Source organism: Bacillus sp. cl95, from assembly GCF_900115925.1.
Lineage (GTDB): Bacteria > Bacillota > Bacilli > Bacillales > Cytobacillaceae > Neobacillus_A.
This window is the reverse complement of sequence record NZ_FOYF01000002.1, coordinates 166465-187806: the sequence shown is the minus strand read 5'-3', so window position 1 is coordinate 187806 and position 21342 is coordinate 166465. Positions and strand designations below refer to the sequence as shown.

Below are 21342 nucleotides of genomic sequence, written 5' to 3'. Positions count from 1 at the left end.
TAATTCGCAATTTTACTTCTGTCAAGAATCGGACAAGCATTATTAGTCAAAAAATAAGAGCCGATCACGCTGGCTCAAAAGTTACGCTCTTTTTTGCCAATCATCTTCTAATTTCTTTTTCTCTTCATCCACTAATGCTCTACGTAAAATTTTGCCTACTGCTGTTTTTGGAAGTTCATCTCTGAATTCGTAAACCCTAGGAACTTTGTAGGATGCCAAATGCTTTCTTGCAAATTCATTCAGTTCTTCCTCTGTTACGTTTTTTCCTTCTTTTAAAACGACGTAGGCTTTTACAGTTTCACCTCTATATGGATCAGGGATTCCCGCTGCAACGACTTCCTGAATAGCAGGATGTTCGTATAGAATTTCCTCAATTTCACGTGGATAGATATTGAATCCACCTGCAATGATCATATCTTTTTTCCGATCGACCACGTAAAAATATCCCTTGTCGTCCATATACCCAAGATCACCTGTCAGCAACCAGCCATCTCTTAATGTTTGTTCAGTTTCTTCAGGTCTATTCCAGTAGCCCTTCATTACTTGTGGACCTTTTACAGCAATTTCCCCGATTTCACCAGATGGAAGTGCTTCACCCGTTTCCATCGAAAACACGACACATTGTGTATCTGGCCAAGGAACTCCTATGCTTCCTTTAATTCGTGGACGATCCCAAAGGAAATTGGCGTGCGTTACAGGCGATGACTCCGTCAATCCGTATCCTTCAACAAGCTTTCCTCCAGTTACGTCTTCAAACTTCTGCTGGATTTCAACTGGCAATGGAGCGGAACCGCTTATACATGAATCAATCGACGATAAATCATATTTTTTCAAATCTGGATGGTTCAATAATCCGATATAGATGGTAGGTGCCCCAGGAAATAAAGTCGGGCGCTGTTTTTGTATCGTCTTTAATGTTGTTTCAACATCAAACTTCGGCAATAGAATCATTTTGTAGCCTTGCATTACGGCTAAAATCATTACCGTTGTCATGCCATATACATGGAAGAACGGTAAAATTCCTAAAATCGCTTCTTTACCACGCTCGCATTTATACATCCAAGCTTTGCACATAGATGCGTTTGCCACGAGATTCTTATGTGTGAGCATAACCCCTTTAGGAAACCCTGTTGTCCCACCCGTATATTGTAACAATGCAAGATCTTCCTCAAAATCGAACGGGTGGCTTACCAGTTTACGGGTTGGTTGTTTCAATATCTCTGTCATTAAGTGATTGCTGCCACCGTGTTTCACATTTACTACGATACCATACTGTTTTTTCTGGATAAATGGATAAATCAAATTCTTAGGAAACGGAAGAAAATCTTTGATAGCGGTTACAATTATGTGTTCTAAATCCGTTTGCGGCATTACTTTCGATACGCGTGGATATAAGATATCCAATGTTACAATCGCCTTTGCACCTGAGTCTTTCATTTGATATTCAAGTTCGCGTTCAGTATATAGTGGATTTGTTTGGACAACAATTCCTCCGGCAAGCAAGATCCCATAATACGCTATGACAGACTGTGGAGTATTGGCTAGCATGATTGCTACCCGATCTCCTTTTGTAATACCGATTCCTTGCAAATAGCCTGCAAATTTATAAGCCGAATCGAGTACCTGCTTATAGGTAATGTCTTTACCCATAAAATGAATAGCAACTTGATCAGCGAACTCTTCTGCTGAACGGATGAGATATTGCTGAACCGGTATTTGTTCATATTCCAGGTCAGCTGGTATTTCTGGTGGATATTGATCGATCCACGGCCGTAGGTTAGACATAATTACCCTCCTTTATATAAATTATTAAAAAATTCTAACTTATCACTCATTATAATATAATGGTGATTTTTAGACAATTAGAATCATAAATCAACAAAAAAGGCTGTCCTTTTTATAATGAGAAGAATACAAAAGTCCTAATTCAAATGGAAGGGTGAGCAGAGTACCTAGATCATAAATTCGAATAGCTAAATTACCAGTTATTTGTAAAAACCCTAATCTTTAATGGATATTTCTGGATGTATTATTTCTATCTTGCGAAAAAACAAGCTTTTCTTGCAAAACTACGGGATAATCTTTGCAAAAATCACAGGAATCTTGCGAAAGTTACTCCCATTCTTGCAAAAACCAATATCTCCCCCCTTATAGGGGCTGAATAATAAAAAACACCGCAGCCCAGGGCTACGATGTTTTTTATGCGAAGAACAATAAATAAATGATACCGATTGCCATAAATCCGGCACATAAAACAAGTAAAATCTTTGCGAGCTTTTCCACTTTTTTCTCCCCTAACTAGATCCCAGACCCGATGACAAATGACAATCCAACAGAGATAATCATCGAAATTAAACCAACAGCTCGATTATCATTGGCAATCTCTTTATCAATATTAAACTTTGGTGTCAAAAATTCAAAAATGAAATAACCAGCCAAGAGGAGAACAAATCCAAAGATACCCCATCCAACCATTGTAAACAAGGAATCATGCTGTGAAATGGAGTGTGAAAAGATATTCGCGATACCGAATATCTTACCTCCAGTGGCAAGGGCAACAGAAATATTTCCCCTCTTAATTTCTTCCCAATTGTTATATTTCGTCACCAATTCAAATACGGCCAAAAAAACGACCATACATAAGATGACAACACTATAATTTGCAGCTGTAAGAACGAATTCATTCTCCCAAAACTGTCCCATCTTCTAATCTCCCCAAACATTACTTGAATTCTACTATCGTAACGCCGGTTCCACCTTCTCCAGCATCTCCTAGCCGGGTTCTTTTCACGGCACGATGGTTTTTCAGATATTCCTGGACACCCTGCCTTAACGCACCGGTACCTTTACCATGTATGATGGATACTCTCGGATATCCAGCCAGCAATGCATCATCTATATATTTTTCAACCCTTGCCAAGGCATTCTCGTATCTTTCTCCACGTAGATCGAGTTCCAAGTTTACATGGAAGTCCTTGCCTCTGACAATGGTCAATGGTTTTGTTTCAACAGGCTTCGGAGTATTCAAGAACTCAAGATTCTTTTCTTCTACCTTCATTTTCATGATGCCAATTTGCACTTGCCATGCTGTGGCTGATGCTTTTTCAAGCAATATCCCTTTTTGATTAAAAGTTAAAACCTTTACTTCATCACCAGCTGCAAACACTCTTTTCTCTTTTTTCTTGGCAGTTGGGTTTACAGATTTTTTGATGGCTGGAGCCGCTCCTTCTAAACGTCTCTTCGCTTCGATGAGTTCATGTTCCTTCACCTCTGCGTGCTTTTCAGTCCTCATCTTACGGAGGTCACGGATAATTGACTCTGCTTCCTCTTTTGCTTTTTCAACGAGTTCAGCCGCTTTTTCTCCTGCCTTCTCGTATAAAGTATCTTTTTGTTCATAAAAATCGATCATTTGCTTTTGAAGGTCTTTGTGTAGATGTTCTGCATCTTTTCGCAGTTGATGTGCTTCTTCCAGCTCTTGTTCAGCAAGCTTTTTGCTTTTTTCCAAGGAAGCAATCATGCTATCGATCTCGTTGCTGTCTGCACTCACGTGTGATCGTGCACTCTCAATGACATTCTGATTGAGACCAAGCCTCTTAGAAATTTCGAACGCATTGCTTCGTCCTGGGACACCTAGGAGCAACTTATAAGTAGGACTTAATGTCTCAACATTAAATTCGACACTTGCATTCATAACACCTTCCCGATTATAGCCATAAGCCTTCAACTCAGGATAATGGGTAGTCGCAATGACTCTTGCACCTTTTTTGTATACTTCGTCAAGAATGGAGATAGCCAGGGCGGCCCCTTCCTGTGGATCCGTACCGGCACCAAGTTCATCGAATAATACAAGGCTATCATACGTAACTGTGTTTAAAATTTCTACGATGTTCACCATATGTGAAGAAAAGGTACTAAGACTTTGTTCAATCGATTGTTCATCCCCAATATCAGCATGAACTGCCCCAAAGACAGCAAGCTCAGAACCGTCCAACGCCGGTATTTGCATTCCCGCTTGTGCCATTAAGGTACATAAGCCAACCGTTTTCAATGTGACGGTCTTACCACCTGTATTCGGTCCCGTGATGACAATCGTCGTAAAGTCTTTTCCAAGCATGATATCATTTGCTACCACTTCATCAATAGGGATGAGCGGATGTCTAGCTTTGAATAAGGCAATACGCCCTTCATCATTCATCAGTGGCATCGAGCCTTTAATACTTTTTCCATACTTGGCTTTTGCAAAAATAAAATCAAGCTCTCCTAGTATTTCCACGATAATGGCAAGTTCATGATTGAATTCAGCTGTTTTTGCACGTAGTTCACTTAAGATGCGGTCTATTTCCAGCTGTTCTTTTACCCGAATATCCTGCAACTGGTTGTTCAGTTGGACAATGGATTGTGGTTCAATGAATAGCGTCTGTCCAGAAGAACTCTGGTCATGGATGATGCCGCCATAATGCCCGCGATATTCTTGTTTTACGGGAATAACAAAACGATCGTTTCGAATCGTTACGATTGCATCTGAAAGCATTTTTTGGGCGCTTGAAGAACGAATCATACTTTCTAGCTTTTCACGTACTCGGGCTTCATTAGCTCTTAACTGACTGCGAAGTGAACGCAATAAGTCACTCGCACTGTCGAGCACTTCTCCACCTTCATCAATCGCATTTCGGATTGCTTCTTCAAGTTCTGCTAGAACGATGATTTTCTCCACATATTCTGACAGCTTTGGTAGTTCTATTGATTCCTCTACTAGCCCTTCTATGAATCGTTTCATTCTTCGACTAGCCGAGATTGTACTAGCTACTTGCGTAAGCTCTTGAGGACTTAGCGTCCCTCCAATAACTGCGCGTTTAATATGGGCACGTATGTCAAAAATACCACTCGTTGGGACATTTCCTTTAAGACGAATGACATTGGAAGCTTCATCCGTCTCCTTTTGCAGCTTAACCACTTCCTCAAAATCTGTGGATGGAACGAGATTCCTAACCTTCTCGATTCCGAGGGAAGATGATGCATGTTCCAGCAATCGTTCTTTTACTTTTGTAAATTCTAAAACCTTTAATGCTCTATTTTGCATGGAGAATAATCTCCTTTCAGCTCTTTAAGTTCTTTTTAGTTATTTCTCTCATGTAAAAAATGAAGTAAGTCATTTTTATCAAATGTGTTGATGACAGAATCCTTATTGATCCAGCCTTTTTGTGCAGCAGCTACACCGATTTCCATGTGTGTCAACGTGTCAAGATGATGGGCATCCGTGTTAATCACCAATTTAACCCCAGCTTCTTGGGCTTTTCGCAAATGTTCAGCTGCCAGGTCTAAACGATGTGGGTTGGCATTTAATTCAAGCGCTGTATTTGTTTCCTTTGCCAGTTGAATCAACATGTCTACATCTACATCGTATCCTTCTCTTCTGCCAATTAATCTTCCAGTCGGATGGGCAATGATGTCTACGTGACCATTCGTAAGAGCCGTTTTTAAACGCTCCATGATTGTTGCACGGGGCTGAGAGAATGCAGAGTGAATGGAAGCAATGACAATATCCATTTCCTTCAGCAGATCATCTTCGTAATCCAGTGTACCATCAGGAAGAATATCCATCTCGACTCCCCATAGGATCACAAAATCATCGTACTTTTCATTCAGTTTTTGAATTTCTTTCCTTTGCTCCCTTAATCTTTCCGGCGTCAAACCATTGGCCACCTTCAAATATTGGGAGTGGTCGGTAATTGCCATATATTTATACCCTCTTGCTCTGCAAGCTTCTGCCATTTCTTCAATAGAATAAGCTCCATCGCTCCAGGTGGAGTGCATATGTAAATCACCTTTAATATTATCGAGGGTAATCAATTTTTTAGGTTCTTTCAAACCTTCTACTTCAGTCCCATCTTCCCTCATTGGAGGAGGAATGAACGGAACTCCAAAATGGTTGAAAAATTCTTCCTCTGAATTAAAAGTTAGAATCTCACCAGTTTCCGCATTTTCAACGCCGTACTCACTAATTTTTTCTCCACGCTCTTTAGCGAGTTGCCTCATTTTCACATTATGATCTTTCGAGCCAGTAAAATGATGAAGGGCTGTTACAAATTCCTCAGGCTTTACCAGGCGGAAATCAGCAGATATATCATAATCATATCCAAAAGTCACCGATACTTTAGTATCCCCTGCGCCAATTGTTTCTTTAATATCAGGTAATGCAAGCAATTGCTCTCTTACTGTGTGAGGTTCTTCCGTTGCAATGATGAAATCCAAATCTTTTATCGTTTCTCTCATACGTCTTAAACTGCCTGCTCTCGAAAAACGGATAATCCCTTTCATAGCTTGCAATGCTAATTCAATTCTTTCAGCAATTGGCAGCATATAGGCAATTGGCAAACGGTCTGGACGCTCGCCTACCTTGGCAATCGCAGCAAGTATTTTTTCTTCCGTTTTTTTGCCAAATCCCGCTAATTCACTTACTTTTCCTAATCGGCAAGCTTCCTCTAAATCTGAAATATCCTCAACACCTAGCTCCTTATAGAGTTTAGAGATTTTTTTTCCCCCAAGACCTTGAAGTTGAAGTAATGGAATTAAACCTTTTGGTACTTCTTCTTTCAACTCATCTAAAACCGAAGAATTTCCGCTCTCAATATACTCTTCAATGACTGCTGCTGTTCCTTTTCCAATTCCGGACAGCTTCGTGTAGTCACCCATTTCTGATAAGCTACGATGGTCTTGTTCTAGTGCTGCAGCTGCCTTACGAAAAGCGGAAATCTTAAATGGATTTTCTCCCTTTAGCTCTAAATAAACAGCAATTTTCTCTAATAATCGGATAACATCTTTTTTATTTATGTTCATACGTAAAGCCTCCTCTTCATTAGCATGGTCATTAACGTACATATTATAGAAATTGAAGTAGAAAAGAAAAACTTCTCTGCCACAGAGAAGTTTAAGCAGTTACATATTCAAACCAAAGCTCTTTAATGTAATCTGAGAAAATAGGAGTATTTTTGATCATCAGGTTTACCATTATAGAGTCATCTAATGCGTTCTGTAAAAACTCCATCGGCAGAAGTGCCGCTATGTACAAAAGGATAAAAATGACTAAGTAGACTTCGATGAATCCAAGAATCCCTCCAGCCCAAACATTCAATTGCTTCAGAACTGGGAGATGGGCAATAAAATCAAGCATCGAACCGATAATTTGCATAACAATCTTTACCGCTAGAAAAATAGCAATATAGGCAATCGCATTATAGAAAGCCATTTCTGCGTTTGTCCCATCGGAAATGAGCTTGATAGCCGCATTTCCGCCAAAGTTTGGATACGGTATCCAAAGAGTCAGCTTCGGCGCCAATTTGTCATAATAAAGGCTGGCAGTTATAAAAGCAATAATAAAACCTGTAAGATGAATTAACTGTAAAATAAATCCCCGTTTAAGTCCAATGAAAAAACCTATGATCAAAATGATTAAAATTGCGAGATCAAGCATTCGTTATTCAATCCTTTTCCCTATGTAATTCAGCTTCAAGCCGTTCTAGTTTATCTTTTATTTTTATATAATCATTCACTGCATTAACTGCAGTTAAGACGGCTAGTTTGCTCGAATCCAAAGATGGATTCTTAGAACTGATTTCTCTCATCTTATCGTCAACAAGTGCTGCGACCAGTCTGACGTGACTTGAGCTTTCAGTACCTAAAATGACATACTGCTGTCCATAAATATCAACTGTAGTTCGATTTTTTTGTCCGTACGACAACATTAATGCCTCCATTCCATGAATCCTAATTAATATAATATCATGAACATTTAGGAGTGGGAAGTTAAACAGTCGTCTCTGACTCAAAATTAGGAATTTTTTGTAATATATTAGAGGAAAATGTCATAAGGTATGCAAATGGTCCCGTCTTACATAGCCACTACCGGTACCACTTCATGATTGAACACGCAGATTGGCGACGAACTGAACACCGGCTTTCTCGAATAACTATGGTGCAGGAGCAACGTTTGTGATTCGATGCACATGTCCAAATTATTATCATTCACCAGAATTGTGTGATCATCTTGGCCAATTTCTGAAACCTTTCTTACAGTCAACAAAATGCGGAATGCTTTTGCTCTATTTTTATGATTATAATGAGAAATCTCTCTACATTTAACAAGATCTAACCCATCTATCCCCGTATAACCGATATCGTTACTACCAGCATACGAAAACAAGGCATGTGCACCAGCGCTAAAACCAACTAGACTAGGATTGTTTTACATATCCAGAGGGCACCTAATTACCAATTCAGTTAGGACTGTTGGTGAAGATTGCTTTGTGAGTTTTAATGTATTCCTTATAACCAATAATTTTATTATCAAGCATCTTCTCTGTAGCTAATAAATTATTTATCTGATTTTGAATAGAACTTCTATGTTTTTCAAGAAGTTTAATCCTTGCTGAAGTCGTATTTTCTCCTTGCCTAACTAATTCAGTATATTCTCTAATATGAGCAATTGGCATTTGTGTCTGCTTTAATTTCAATACAAATTTAAGCCATGTAAGATGCGTTTCATCAAATATTCTTTCTCCTTTCTCATTTCGAACAGGAAAAATAATCTTCTCCTTTTCATAATACCGTAATGTATGAGGGGTGATCCCCAACAACTTTGCAATCTCGCTAATTTGGTACATAAAAATCTCCTTTTATTAGTACTACAATTGTTTAAAAAATGTTCATTATGAGATTATAAAAAATGCTTGCCTTAGAGTACACTCTAACGAATATAATTACCAAAGCAATAAAAGATTACAACTATATTATTTAAAGATTCTGGAGGAATTAATATGAAATACACTGTGATAACTGGAGCAAGCTCAGGTATAGGTTATGAAGCTGCACTAGCTTTTGCGTCTCGAGGAAAAAACTTAATCGTGGTTGCTCGAAGGAAAGATAATCTGGAAATACTCAAGTCAGAGATTGCACATATCAATCCAAACTTAGATGTTGTTATTCGAACAACTGATTTATCAGTAACTGAGAATGCTTATAAACTTTACGAAAGTCTTGCTGATTTCCAAATTGAAACTTGGATTAACAATGCAGGATTTGGCAACTTTGCTTCAGTTGCTAATCAAAATCTAAATAAAATTGAGGCTATGTTACATTTGAATATAGAGTCATTAACAATCCTTACTTCTCTTTATGTTCGTGATTATTCAAATGTCGAAGGGACACAGCTTATTAATGTATCATCAGGGGGCGGTTATACGATTGTTGCAGATGCTATTACCTACTGTGCTTCTAAATTTTACGTAAGTGCATTTACAGAAGGACTTGCTCACGAACTTAAGTCAAAAGGAGCGAACATGCAAGTAAAAGTTTTGGCTCCTGCTGCAACTGAAACAGAGTTCGCAAAACGTTCTTTTGATCTGGACGAATTTGATTATGAAGGTGTTGTACCAAAATTTCACACATCAAAACAAATGGCAGGATTTATGCTTGACCTTTATGATAATAATAAGGTAGTAGGGATTGTTGATGGATATACCTATAAATTTGAGCTTAGAGAACCTATATTTAACTTTGCGGTCAGAACAACCAAATAAAAAAATACGATGTGGAAAAAATTTAAAATTAATTTATAACTAAGTACCTTCGATAAAATAAATGGCTGAGTAATCATGCTACTAATTATTTTTTATTAACTTTCTTAACTAAATCTGTTCAACTAATCTACTTCATAAGTTATACAAGAAATTCAACATCCTTAAACAGAGCGTAATAAAAAGGAAGGAGCAGCTTATCCAAGCTGCTCCTCCTTGTATTAGCCTCTTAAAACAGCTCCAGCTTTTTCGCCAAGTGCTGCAAGTACTTTTTCGTGATTCTTCGTTACTTCTTCATCAGTAAGAGTACGTTCCGGATCGGAATATTTTAATGAGAAGGCAATGGACTTCTTGCCAGCTTCCATACGTTCACCTTCGTACAAATCAAATACATTCACTTCTTTAAGAAGGCTGCCGCCAGCTTCGACGATAACAGCTTCCAATTCTCCCGCAGACTTTTCCTTTTCAACAACAAGTGCAATGTCGCGAGTCATCGATGGGAAGCGCGGAATCACATGATATTTTAACGGCTCTGTTGCAGCTTCCAATACAGCTTTCAAAGAAAGTTCAAACACATAAGTATCTTTCAAATCTAGATTTTTTTGAACGTTCGGATGAACTTGACCAATAAAGCCGATTTTTTCGCCATCTAACACTACTTCAGCTGTGCGGCCAGGGTGCAGGCCTTCAACTGTTGCCTGAACAAATGAAATGCGTTCAGTAAGACCTAATTTTGCGAATACACCTTCAAGGATTCCTTTAAGCACATAGAAGTCAACGGCTTTCTTCTCTCCTTGCCAAGCGTGCTGGTTCCACAAGCCTGTTACTGCTCCTGCAAGATGCTCTCTTTCTTCAGGAAGCTCTTCTCCTTCTTTCACTAAGAAGACAGCACCTGTTTCGTAAACACCAAGGCTATCGTTTTGGCGGGCACCATTATATTTCAATACTTCCAGTAATTGAGGAACAATGCTCAAGCGCAGCATGCTGCGTTCTTCACTCATTGGCATGGAAAGACGGATCGCTTCTTTCCCTTCAAATGCATACTGGGCAACTTTCTCTTCACTTGTAAGTGAATAAGTGATTGCTTGATATAGACCAGAACCTTCAAGATATTGACGGACAATACGGCGTTTCTTCTGGTATGGAGTCAATCTCCCTGGAGTAGATGAACCAATTGGCAATGTTTTAGGAATCTCATCGTAACCGTAAAGACGCGCTACTTCTTCAATCAAATCTTCTTCGATTTGGATATCTCCACGTCGAGTTGGTGCTGTAACAGTAATCGTGTCTGCCTCTGTTTTCACTTCGAATTGCAGTCTAGCAAAAATCTGCTCCACATCATTCATTGATAACTCAGTGCCTAGTACGCGGTTAATTTTTTCAAGTGTCACAGATACAACTGCTGGTTCAACACTTAATGTATCAGCTTCAACGCTACCTTCAAGCACTTCTCCACCAGCGTATTGCGCCATCAAATCAGCCGCTCTTTCAGCCGCAGCACGAACACGGTTCGGATCGACACCTTTTTCAAAACGTGCACTTGCTTCACTTCTTAATCCAAAGTCCTTAGACGCCTTACGTACTACAGCACCAGTAAAGTATGCTGACTCCAAGAGGACTGTCGTAGTTTCTGAACCAACTTCAGAATTTGCTCCACCCATTACACCTGCAAGAGCAACTGGTACTTCACCGTTAGTGATGACTAGATGATCTTCACTAAGCGTTCGCTTCGCTTCATCAAGTGTAACCATCTCTTCGCCAGCTTCTGCTTTACGAACGAGGATTTGTTTAGAACCCAATTTGTCGTAATCAAATGCATGTAATGGTTGACCGTATTCTAAAAGAATATAGTTTGTTATGTCTACTACATTGTTATGAGGACGAATGCCTGCAGCCATCAAACGAGTTTGCATCCACATCGGAGAAGGAGCAATCGTAATATTTTTGATCACTTTCGCCACATACAATGGATTTTCTTCTTTTGCTTCAACACTTACAGAAATATAATCTGATGCTTTTTCACTTATTGTTTGGACGTTTGTTTCAGGGAGCTTTACTTCTCTTCCAAGAATCGCTGCAACTTCATAAGCAACACCAAGCATACTTAAGCAGTCAGAGCGGTTGGGTGTAAGACCAAGTTCCAAAACTTCATCGTCACGATTTAACAGGGCAAGTGCATCTTCTCCCACTTTTGCATCACTAGAGAATACGAAGATACCTTCAGAATATTCTTTAGGAACCAGTTTTCCTTCCATCCCTAATTCCTGCAATGAACAAATCATACCAAGTGATTCTTCACCGCGTAGCTTAGCACGCTTGATTTTGAAATCTCCTGGAAGGACCGCGCCTACTTTTGCAACAGCGACTTTCTGTCCCTGAGCCACGTTTTTTGCACCACAGATGATTTGAACTGGAGCTTCCTCACCAATATCTACAAGACACTTACTTAGTTTGTCTGCATTTGGATGTTGCTCTCTTTCTAAAACGTATCCGACAACAACTCCAGAAATTCCTTTGTTTAGAACTTCTACACCTTCAACTTCAATCCCGCTCTTCGTGATTTTTTCAGCAAGCTGCTCTGCCGTCACGCCAGAAAGGTCGACATACTCTTGCAACCATTTATATGAAACGAACATTTCGTGATTCCTCCTAAATATTATTCATGTATTGAAAACTGTTTTAAGAAACGAACATCATTTGTATAGAAGTGACGGATATCGTCAACGCCATATTTCAACATGGCAATACGTTCAGGCCCCATTCCAAAAGCAAAGCCTGTGTATTTTTTCGAATCGTAGCCAGCCATTTCAAGTACATTTGGATGAACCATACCTGCACCAAGAATCTCGATCCAGCCTGTTCCTTTACATACGTTACAGCCTTTTCCTCCACAAATCTTACAAGAAATGTCCATTTCAACGGAAGGCTCAGTGAATGGGAAGAAACTTGGACGTAAGCGAATTTCACGATCTTCACCAAACATTTTCTTCGCAAACACTTCAAGTGTTCCTTTTAAATCACTCATTCTGATGTTTTCATCGATAACTAACCCTTCGATTTGCATGAATTGATGTGAATGTGTCGCATCATCATTGTCACGGCGGTAAACTTTACCTGGGCAAATAATCTTGATCGGTCCTTGACCTTTATGTTTTTCCATCGTACGAGCTTGAACAGGAGAAGTATGAGTTCTCAAAAGAATTTCTTCCGTAATATAGAAGGAATCTTGCATGTCTCGAGCAGGATGACCTTTTGGCAGGTTCAATGCTTCAAAGTTGTAGTAGTCTTTTTCCACTTCTGGTCCTTCAGCAACTGTGTAGCCCATTCCAATAAAAAGGTCTTCGATTTCTTCAATCATTCTTGTAAGTGGGTGATGGTTTCCAACTTTCACAGGTCGCCCTGGCAAAGTTACATCAATAGACTCAGAGGCAAGCTTCTCTTGCACTTCTGCTTCTTCAAGCAATTGCTGTTTCGTTCCGATTGCAGATTCAATGGCTTCACGAACAACGTTTACTAATGCACCCATTTTAGGCCGTTCTTCAGCTGACAACTTGCCCATACCTCTTAATACTTCTGTAATTGGGCCTTTTTTTCCTAAATAAGCCACACGGACATCATTCAATTCTTTCAAGTTTGAAGCTTGTTGAACTTTATCTAAAGCTTCAGCTTGTAGTTCTTGTAATCTTTCTTGCATCTTACTTCCTCCTTTGTGTGATTGTTTGAGACATTGGCGAAGCGCTTTTTGGCAAAATAAAAAACCTCATCCTGGTAAGGGACGAGGTTTTAGTTCGCGGTACCACCCTTTTAAACATGTATGTATAAAAAATAACCATAGCACGTTCGCTTCATCCTGATAACGGCTCTTGCCGATACACCTTTACACAATTAAATGTCGCAGTACTTATTTGCAATTAGACTGCTTTTCCCTGTGGTCCTAGTGTCAACTCAGGAGGTGAACTTCACTTGTCATTTCCATAAAGGTGCTTACAGTCCAGGGCACCTTCTCCCTTAAAGGTCATAAACAGGTTACTCTTCTCCGTCATCGTTTTTTTCATTATTCATTTTGTTGCTATTATATATTATTTTCTTCTAGGTTTCAAACCGTTCTTAAATGATAAAGCAGGATTCCTGCGGCAACAGCCACATTTAATGACTCACTTTGTCCGAAAAGCGGTACATAAAGATTGGATGTTGTCATAGCAAGCAATTCCTTATTGACTCCACTTCCTTCATTACCTACAAGAAGGGCAAATGAAGAGGATGTTGAAGTTTCTTTGAAATTGACTGCATTTTCTAGCGCGGAACCATAAACAGGAATTTGATTGTCTTGCAGTTTCTCAATCCAGTCTTTTAATTCTGCTCTTATGACAGGAAGGTGAAAATGACTTCCCTGTGCGGAACGGAGAACTTTCGAGTTATATATATCAACACTGCCAGTCCCAATGATAACGGCGTCAATTCCGGCAGCATCTGCTGTACGAATCATCGTACCAAGATTTCCAGGATCCTGAACAGCATCAATGAGTAAGAACGTCTTCATATCTTCAAGCTTATCCACAACTGTATTCTGTCGGCAAACCCCCAAAATACCTTGAGGAGCTTCTGTCTCGCATAGGGTTTTAAAGATTGCTTCTGGTAAAACCGTTACACCAGGTATTTCATAGTTCCATCTTGATGGAACTTCCATACCTTCACTTAAGATAATTTGACTAACCGTCTCACTCTGCTTAAGGGCTTCTTCGACTAAATGAAAACCTTCTACAATAAATGTTCCAGTTTTATCTCTTTCTTTTCGTGTCAGCAACTTTCTCCATTGCTTCACTTGAGGATTGTTTTCAGATTGTATGTATTTCAAAACGGACTCTCCTTTATTACATCGTTCAATTTTTTAATTATAGCTTATCAGATATACATAATTAAACCAAAATCAGAAAAAGATATATACGTATTAAAAATGGAAAGGAGTGGCTCAAATGGGTTTAAATTTAAGAAATGCGGTAATTCACAACGTTTCTGGAAATTCTCAAACTGAACTTCAAGATACTATTGTAGATGCGATTCAAAACGGAGAAGAAAAAATGCTTCCTGGATTAGGGGTTCTATTTGAAATCATTTGGAAAAACTCTTCAGAGCAAGAAAAGCAAGAAATGCTTCAAGCTCTAGAAAGTGGACTTAAATAACGAATGCTGTCCTGCTAAAGTGGCAGGGCAGTTTTTTTACAGAAAGTGGTAGTTGATTTCCGCTCCAGGATGCACTTTCCACGCCGAATTATGAAATCGAAAAGAGCCTATAGAAAAAGCCCCGAAGTCATATTCGGGGCTTCATTTTTTTAATCGAAAGTAATACGATCAACTGTATCTTGATCAAGTTTCTTGATCACTTCAACGATCAATTTCACTGTATTTTCATAATCATCACGATGCAACATAGCTGCGTGTGAGTGAATATAACGAGTAGCTATTGTAATCGATAATGCCGGAACACCGTTATGCGATACGTGAATCGCGCCAGAATCTGTTCCTCCGCCAGGAATCGCATCGAACTGATATGGGATTTCAAATTCATCAGCTGTGTCTGTAACGAGATCACGCAAGCCTTTATGAGATACCATAGACGCATCATAAAGAATGATTTGCGGACCTTTGCCCATTTTGCCCATCGCTTCTTTCTCGGAAACGCCTGGAGTATCACCAGCAATGCCGACATCTACACCAAATGCGATATCTGGTTGAATCTTAGCAGCAGACGTTTTCGCCCCACGAAGACCCACTTCTTCTTGAACCGTCCCTACACCATATACGACGTTTGGATGTGCAGTATCCTTAAGTTGTTTTAAAACATCAATGGCAATCGCACAACCAATACGGTTGTCCCAAGCTTTTGCTAATAGCATTTTTTCATTGTTCATAACAGTGAATTCGAAATAAGGAACGACCATATCCCCTGGACGCACTCCCCACTCGATTGCTTCGTCACGGCTACTCGCACCGATATCAATGAACATATCTTTAATTTCAACTGGTTTCTTACGTGCTTCTGGTGATAGGATATGTGGAGGCTTTGAACCAATCACTCCTGTTACATGGCCTTTTCTTGTCACAATCGTCACGCGTTGAGCGAGCATGACTTGTGACCACCAGCCACCAACCGGCTGAAAGCGTAGGAATCCTTTTTCATCGATATTGGTAATCATGAAACCAACTTCATCCAAGTGACCTGCAACCATGATTTTAGGACCATTTTCAACGCCCACTTTTTTTGCAATCAAGCTTCCAAGTCCATCTGTTGTCACTTCGTCAGAAAATGGAGTTATGTATTTCGCCATGACTTCACGTACTTCACGTTCGTTTCCTGGAATACCGTTTGCGTCCGTCAAATCTTTGAGCATAGTTAAAGTTTCATCTAATTTAGCCATTCACTCGACTCCCTTAAAAAATAGATTATACGGTTCATTATACATTTACAGCTAAGAGATGTACAAATTTTCTGCTAATATCCCTTTTGCTGCCTTTCATAATTTACTTCATTTTTACGAATATATGCTTCTTCAATGTCTTCCCATGAAAATCCTAATGAACTGGCTAACCCCATATACTTTTCAAAAAGCTGTATGTAATCACTTTCGGACTTTGAAAGCCTAAAAGAACCGACAATAGTAAATATGTCAAGGAACTGTTCATTTATATTAGTAATGCCTTGTCCATGATTTAGTTTAATGTGTTCTGTTTCAAACCCACATACAATACCCAAAGACAGGATAAAGTGAACACCATCCACAAATTCCTCCAGGATAACCGAATTTTCCGAAGCCCCCTTTAGGCTCCAAAACTTAAAGCAACGGGTTTCGTTTGCCAATTCTCCTAATTCAACAATTAAAGCAAGGACCTTTCTATTAAATAAGTCTTCACCTATAAGGTTATGTGTTGTCTCTATGTAGGTATCAAGCGACATCTGCATTTCATATAATTTTTTCAGATTCATGGCAACCACCTTTTCCTCTAATTCAAAATAAATTATATCAAATACTTAATTGATTGAAACCTTTCTCCCTTTCACTCGTAAATTAGAAAAAGACCAGGAGGACAAAACCCATGATTTTGCTAATTCGTTTTCTTCTATTAGCTTTATTTGTTTTTGCAATGTATGCAACGATTAAATATATGACCAGTCCTCTCCGTAAACTTGAACATGCAAAGGATCAAAAAAGATTTTACTTTTTAGACGACCCTAACAACGTCAGAAAGAACTTCTTGTTAACGTATAAAGGCGTTGTTTTTGAAGGCGAGAAATACTTGGGCACAACGGATAACTCCTTTGAAGTCGTTTCCATTTTTGTTTGGCCGCATTCAAACTCTGAGTTAAGGGGAATTAGTAAAGAAGACTTTCATTTTATTCAAGCACAGATCATAACGGAATATCCTGCTGCAAAAATTGATTGGAAGAGTCCTATAAAAGAGTTTCTAAATAAATAGCCGTGCTATGTGCACGGCTATTTTGCATAGGCTCTTTTCGTGAATTTGTTTTTATTGGAATAAGAAAAAGCCGGCTGTAGGGCTTTTTCTATATTGAAACCATTAGGAATTTAGCGTGCAGAATTTCATATTAATGAAAAGAGCACGAAATAAGAATTCATTCGTGTTGTTGCCTTTTTCGTAAAGCAACAATCTATGCGAAAACAGCCTTTGCATCAAACAATAGGTAAAAAAAGATCAATAATTCTATTATTCCAAGAAAAGGAAACCCCCATTTAAATGAGGTGTGTTTTGTTTTGTGCCTGAAAAATTTCATCCCCACTGTCGTCCCGATTGCGCCGCCAAATAGCGCGGTCATCCACAGCGTATTTTCAGAAATACGGTACTGATTTTTCTTTGCTTTTTGTTTATCTATCCCCATAATTGCAAATCCTATGAAGTTCATGATTAAAAAAGCGACAAGTAATACTTCCATCAGATACACTTCCCTTTATGAAAAAAGCCATCCTCTTTAAAAGAGAATGGCCTTATGTGAATTAGTTGAATTGCTTTTTAGCAGCTTCTGCTAATTGAGTAAATGCGTTAGCATCGCTTACAGCAAGCTCAGCAAGCATTTTACGGTTTACATCGATACCTGCAAGCTTTAAGCCATGCATTAAACGGCTATAAGAAAGACCGTTCATACGAGCAGCTGCATTGATACGAGTGATCCAAAGTTTGCGGAAGTCGCGCTTTTTCTGGCGACGGTCGCGGAATGCATACATTAATGATTTCATTACCTGTTGGTTAGCAACCTTGTATAATGTATGTTTGGAACCGTAATAACCTTTTGCTAATTTAATTACTTTTTTACGACGTCTGCGAGTAACTGTACCGCCTTTTACACGTGGCATGTAATTTCCCTCCTATATATCAATCATTCGAAATTATTTAAGGTTTGTTAATAAGAAACGAATACGTTTGAAATCCCCTTTAGAAACAAGAGATCCTTTACGAAGTTTACGTTTCGCTTTTGTAGACTTGTTAGCGAATAAGTGACTTGTATAAGCGTGTGAACGCTTCAATTTACCAGATCCCGTTTTCTTGAAACGCTTTGCAGCGCCGCGGTGAGTTTTCATTTTTGGCATTGGAATTCCTCCTCATTACTTGTCGTTTTTAGGTGCCAAGACTAAGAACATGCTACGTCCATCCATTTTTGGATGAGATTCGATCGTAGCAACTTCTTTACATGCTTCAGAAAAACGATCTAAAACACGCTGTCCAATTTCTTTATGGGTAATCGCACGACCCTTAAAGCGGATAGAAGCTTTTACCTTATCGCCTTTTTCAAGGAATTTGATAGCATTCTTTAACTTTGTGTTAAAGTCATGCTCATCAATCGTTGGGCTAAGACGAACTTCTTTAGTTGTGATGATTTTTTGGTTCTTACGTGCTTCTTTTTCTTTCTTTTGTTGTTCGAATTTGAACTTACCGTAGTCCATGATACGTCCTACTGGCGGTTTTGCATTCGGGGCAACAAGTACTAGATCGAGATTCACGCGCGCTGCAATTTCCAACGCTTCATTTTTTGATTTAATTCCTAATTGCTCGCCGTTTTGGTCAATAAGACGAATTTCACGAGCACGAATTCCATCATTTAGTAACATCGCGTCTTTGCTAATAATTAGCCACCTCCAAGGTAATGTGACGAATACAACGTTTAGGTCAAGAATCAAGTTTGTCAGTGTTGCTGAAATCCCTCAACTTAGACACATTGACACCAGGTTATATCGGCAAGGGTTTGTCATATACATAAACAAAAAAGTGCGGATGAATTCATGAATTCACCCACACTTTACGAAACATAGTCAATGTTACACATTCGTTCACGTAAACCTGCCAACTGCCATTGCGTCAACCAGGTGAGAAGCGGGTGCTTCTTCTTTTCCTCAAACACGTATTCAATTTTACCTAAGCAACTATATCACAATTCATGATGTTCTGTCAAACAGCCATTTAATATGGCAACGAATTGAATTGTATCAAACTATTAGGGGCATTACAATAGTTTTTTTATATTTAATCCTATTTCCTGATTGTTCCATTAAACTAAGCTCCTTAAATGGAACCATACGTTCAAACTTTTTGCCATAAAAAAAAGAGAGGTTCCCCCCTCTTTTCTAAATTATTACTTCTTCACTTCTTCTTTTAATGCAGCGATAAATTCTGCAAACGGAACTGTTTCCGATTTTTGTTCACCGTATTTACGAACGTTTACAGCTTTCTCACTTACTTCATTATCTCCAACAACTAGCATGTAAGGAGTTTTTTGCATCTGTGCTTCACGGATTTTATAGCCGATTTTCTCATCACGGCTATCCATTTCAACACGGAAGCCTTCTGCCTGTAATTGCTCCTGTACTTCACGTGCATACTCGTAGTGCGCATCCGGAGATACCGGGATTACCTGTACTTGAGTAGGAGCAAGCCATGTTGGGAATGCACCTTTATATTCTTCAATCAAGAAGGCAACAAATCTTTCCATTGTCGATACGACTCCACGGTGGATTACGACTGGACGATGAGGTTTTCCATCTTCCCCAACATAAGTTAAGTCAAAGCGTTCAGGCAACAAGAAATCAAGTTGAACTGTAGATAAAGTCTCATCTTTTCCTAGGGCTGTTCTAACTTGGACGTCAAGCTTAGGTCCGTAGAAAGCAGCTTCGCCTTCTGCTTCGAAGTAGTCTAGACCAAGGTCATCCATCGCATCTTTCAGCATGCCTTGTGCTTTTTCCCACATATTATCATCATCGAAATATTTCTCTTTATCCGCTGGATCACGATAGGATAGGCGGAAAGAATAGTCATTTAGACCAAAGTCTTTGTATACTTCCATAACAAGCTGTACTACACGCTTGAATTCATCCTTTATTTGATCTGGACGAACGAAGATGTGAGCATCATTCAAAGTCATCCCGCGTACACGCTGCAATCCAGAAAGGGCACCCGACATTTCATAACGGTGTTGAGTTCCAAGTTCCGCTATGCGGATTGGGAATTCACGATAACTGTGGATGGCATTTTTGTACACCATCATATGGTGAGGACAGTTCATCGGACGCAGAACTAGCTGCTCATTATCCATCTCCATAACTGGGAACATATCTTCTTGATAGTGAGCCCAGTGACCAGAAGTTTTATATAAATCAACACTTCCCATTACTGGTGTATATACGTGATTGTAGCCAAGACGAACCTCTTTATCCACGATGTAACGTTCAATTGTACGGCGGATTGTCGCACCTTTTGGAAGCCAAATTGGTAAGCCTTGACCAACCAATTGATTATTCGTAAATAGGCTCAATTCTTTACCAATTTTACGATGATCTCTTTCCTTTGCTTCTTCTAAAAGGCGAAGATGTTCTTTCAAATCTTCTTTCTTGAAGAAAGCAGTTCCATAAATACGCTGAAGCATTTTGTTGTCACTGTTTCCGCGCCAGTATGCACCAGCGATGCTCAACAATTTAAATTCCTTTAATTTTCCTGTGGAAGGAACATGGACCCCACGGCAAAGGTCGAAGAATTCACCTTGCTCATAGATTGTTACAGTTTCCCCAGAAGGAATGGCTTCGATTAATTCAAGTTTGTACTCGTCGCCAATCTCCTTATAAAGTTGAACCGCCTCATCACGGCTCACTTCTTTTCGAACAACATCAATGTTTTCGTTGATAATCTTTGACATTTCTTTTTCGATTTTCGGAAGATCTTCTGGAGTCAAAGACACATCAAGATCAATATCATAATAGAATCCGCTCTCGATTACAGGACCGATTCCCAATTTAACCTCAGGATAAAGTCTTTTGATCGCTTGAGCCATTAAGTGTGCGGAACTGTGACGTAATACTTCTAAAGCATCCGCTGAATCAGGTGTTACGATTTCAATTGACCCATCACCTTCAATAGGACGACGAAGGTCGTACATTTGACCATTAAATTTTCCAGCAATAGCTTTTTTCTTTAAGCCTGGGCTTATGGAGAAAGCGATATCTTCAGTCGTTGTCCCTTTAGGAAACTCTTTTATATTACCGTCTGGAAATGAAATTTTTACTACGTCTGACATGATAAATCCTCCTTTATTCTGACCTTTCTTGGAAAAAACAAAAAACCCGTCCCTGGTACAAGGGACGAGTTGTTAAACACGTGGTTCCACCCAATTTCTCATTGAACATGATTATACAATCACTCAACGACTTTAGGAACAGATAACGGCTGTTTCCGTCAATCAATAATTGGCATGATGGAAAACCATACATGGCGTT

21 protein-coding genes and 1 other annotated feature are annotated in these 21342 nt (G+C 39.2%); of the genes, 3 read left to right on the top strand and 18 right to left on the bottom strand.

What is annotated here, in order from left to right; translation table 11 throughout:
- Window positions 1-81 precede the first annotated feature (81 nt).
- The 8 genes from BMZ31_RS06180 to BMZ31_RS06145 all read right to left on the bottom strand — a co-directional run bounded on the left by BMZ31_RS06180 (window position 82) and on the right by BMZ31_RS06145 (window position 8660).
- Window positions 82-1785, bottom strand: coding sequence for an AMP-binding protein (locus BMZ31_RS06180; protein ID WP_090830858.1), 1704 nt, complete (start codon window positions 1783-1785; stop codon window positions 82-84).
- A 513-nt stretch (window positions 1786-2298) separates the two neighbouring features.
- Window positions 2299-2703, bottom strand: a complete 405-nt coding sequence (locus BMZ31_RS06170; RefSeq protein ID WP_090830856.1) for a DUF350 domain-containing protein — start codon at window positions 2701-2703, stop codon at window positions 2299-2301.
- A gap of 19 nt (window positions 2704-2722) precedes the next feature.
- Window positions 2723-5080, bottom strand: a complete 2358-nt coding sequence (locus BMZ31_RS06165; RefSeq protein ID WP_090830855.1) for an endonuclease MutS2 — start codon at window positions 5078-5080, stop codon at window positions 2723-2725.
- 35 nt (window positions 5081-5115) lie between these two features.
- Window positions 5116-6837 carry a DNA polymerase/3'-5' exonuclease PolX gene (gene polX / locus BMZ31_RS06160; RefSeq protein ID WP_090830854.1) on the bottom strand — a complete coding sequence of 574 codons (1722 nt, stop codon included), beginning with the start codon at window positions 6835-6837 and terminating at the stop codon, window positions 5116-5118.
- Window positions 6838-6928: 91 nt separating this feature from the next.
- Entirely contained in the window at window positions 6929-7471 is a 543-nt protein-coding gene (locus BMZ31_RS06155) for a CvpA family protein (RefSeq protein WP_090830853.1), read from the bottom strand.
- A 7-nt stretch (window positions 7472-7478) separates the two neighbouring features.
- Complete coding sequence (gene zapA, locus BMZ31_RS06150; RefSeq protein ID WP_090831378.1) at window positions 7479-7739, bottom strand: cell division protein ZapA; 261 nt, start codon at window positions 7737-7739, stop codon at window positions 7479-7481.
- Between the two features lie 149 nt (window positions 7740-7888).
- Window positions 7889-8200: a hypothetical protein gene (locus BMZ31_RS20020; RefSeq protein WP_139205915.1), complete on the bottom strand. Its 312-nt coding sequence runs from the start codon at window positions 8198-8200 to the stop codon at window positions 7889-7891.
- Between the two features lie 73 nt (window positions 8201-8273).
- On the bottom strand, window positions 8274-8660 hold the full coding sequence (locus BMZ31_RS06145; RefSeq protein WP_090830852.1) for a MerR family transcriptional regulator: 387 nt from the start codon (window positions 8658-8660) through the stop codon (window positions 8274-8276).
- 153 nt (window positions 8661-8813) lie between these two features.
- On the opposite strand from BMZ31_RS06145, the gene BMZ31_RS06140 reads away from it, so the two are divergent.
- A complete protein-coding gene (locus BMZ31_RS06140) occupies window positions 8814-9575 on the top strand; it encodes an SDR family NAD(P)-dependent oxidoreductase (protein WP_090830851.1) in 762 nt (253 codons plus the stop codon).
- A gap of 218 nt (window positions 9576-9793) precedes the next feature.
- On the opposite strand, the gene pheT is transcribed toward BMZ31_RS06140, so the two are convergent.
- The 3 genes from pheT to BMZ31_RS06125 form a co-directional block, all read right to left on the bottom strand.
- Entirely contained in the window at window positions 9794-12208 is a 2415-nt protein-coding gene (gene pheT, locus BMZ31_RS06135; RefSeq protein ID WP_090830850.1) for a phenylalanine--tRNA ligase subunit beta, read from the bottom strand.
- A 20-nt stretch (window positions 12209-12228) separates the two neighbouring features.
- Entirely contained in the window at window positions 12229-13266 is a 1038-nt protein-coding gene (gene pheS, locus BMZ31_RS06130; RefSeq protein WP_090830849.1) for a phenylalanine--tRNA ligase subunit alpha, read from the bottom strand.
- A 402-nt stretch (window positions 13267-13668) separates the two neighbouring features.
- The gene (locus BMZ31_RS06125) at window positions 13669-14427 is read right to left on the bottom strand and encodes a TrmH family RNA methyltransferase (RefSeq protein ID WP_090830848.1); all 759 of its coding nucleotides are present in this window, start codon (window positions 14425-14427) and stop codon (window positions 13669-13671) included.
- Between the two features lie 118 nt (window positions 14428-14545).
- Here BMZ31_RS06125 and sspI point away from each other — a divergent pair, with 118 nt between their 5' ends.
- Window positions 14546-14752: a small acid-soluble spore protein SspI gene (sspI, locus tag BMZ31_RS06120; RefSeq protein WP_090830847.1), complete on the top strand. Its 207-nt coding sequence runs from the start codon at window positions 14546-14548 to the stop codon at window positions 14750-14752.
- 149 nt (window positions 14753-14901) lie between these two features.
- Here sspI and BMZ31_RS06115 read toward each other — a convergent pair whose 3' ends face one another.
- On the bottom strand, window positions 14902-15987 hold the full coding sequence (locus tag BMZ31_RS06115; protein ID WP_090830846.1) for a M42 family metallopeptidase: 1086 nt from the start codon (window positions 15985-15987) through the stop codon (window positions 14902-14904).
- A gap of 74 nt (window positions 15988-16061) precedes the next feature.
- Window positions 16062-16553 carry a dUTP diphosphatase gene (locus BMZ31_RS06110; protein WP_090830845.1) on the bottom strand — a complete coding sequence of 164 codons (492 nt, stop codon included), beginning with the start codon at window positions 16551-16553 and terminating at the stop codon, window positions 16062-16064.
- A 110-nt stretch (window positions 16554-16663) separates the two neighbouring features.
- Between BMZ31_RS06110 and BMZ31_RS06105 the strand changes: the two genes are divergently transcribed.
- Window positions 16664-17044, top strand: a complete 381-nt coding sequence (locus BMZ31_RS06105; RefSeq protein ID WP_090830844.1) for a sigma-w pathway protein ysdB — start codon at window positions 16664-16666, stop codon at window positions 17042-17044.
- Window positions 17045-17237: 193 nt separating this feature from the next.
- Here BMZ31_RS06105 and BMZ31_RS06100 read toward each other — a convergent pair whose 3' ends face one another.
- From BMZ31_RS06100 to thrS, 5 genes are all read right to left on the bottom strand, one after another.
- Window positions 17238-17519: a DUF1294 domain-containing protein gene (locus BMZ31_RS06100; protein WP_090830843.1), complete on the bottom strand. Its 282-nt coding sequence runs from the start codon at window positions 17517-17519 to the stop codon at window positions 17238-17240.
- 61 nt (window positions 17520-17580) lie between these two features.
- A complete protein-coding gene (gene rplT / locus BMZ31_RS06095; RefSeq protein ID WP_090830842.1) occupies window positions 17581-17937 on the bottom strand; it encodes a 50S ribosomal protein L20 in 357 nt (118 codons plus the stop codon).
- A 33-nt stretch (window positions 17938-17970) separates the two neighbouring features.
- Complete coding sequence (gene rpmI, locus BMZ31_RS06090) at window positions 17971-18171, bottom strand: 50S ribosomal protein L35 (RefSeq protein ID WP_090759139.1); 201 nt, start codon at window positions 18169-18171, stop codon at window positions 17971-17973.
- 15 nt (window positions 18172-18186) lie between these two features.
- Window positions 18187-18708, bottom strand: a complete 522-nt coding sequence (gene infC, locus BMZ31_RS06085; protein WP_175478042.1) for a translation initiation factor IF-3 — start codon at window positions 18706-18708, stop codon at window positions 18187-18189.
- A gap of 127 nt (window positions 18709-18835) precedes the next feature.
- Window positions 18836-18974 (bottom strand) — a sequence feature (ribosomal protein L20 leader region).
- 237 nt (window positions 18975-19211) lie between these two features.
- A complete protein-coding gene (gene thrS / locus BMZ31_RS06080; protein ID WP_090830840.1) occupies window positions 19212-21143 on the bottom strand; it encodes a threonine--tRNA ligase in 1932 nt (643 codons plus the stop codon).
- Window positions 21144-21342 lie beyond the last annotated feature (199 nt).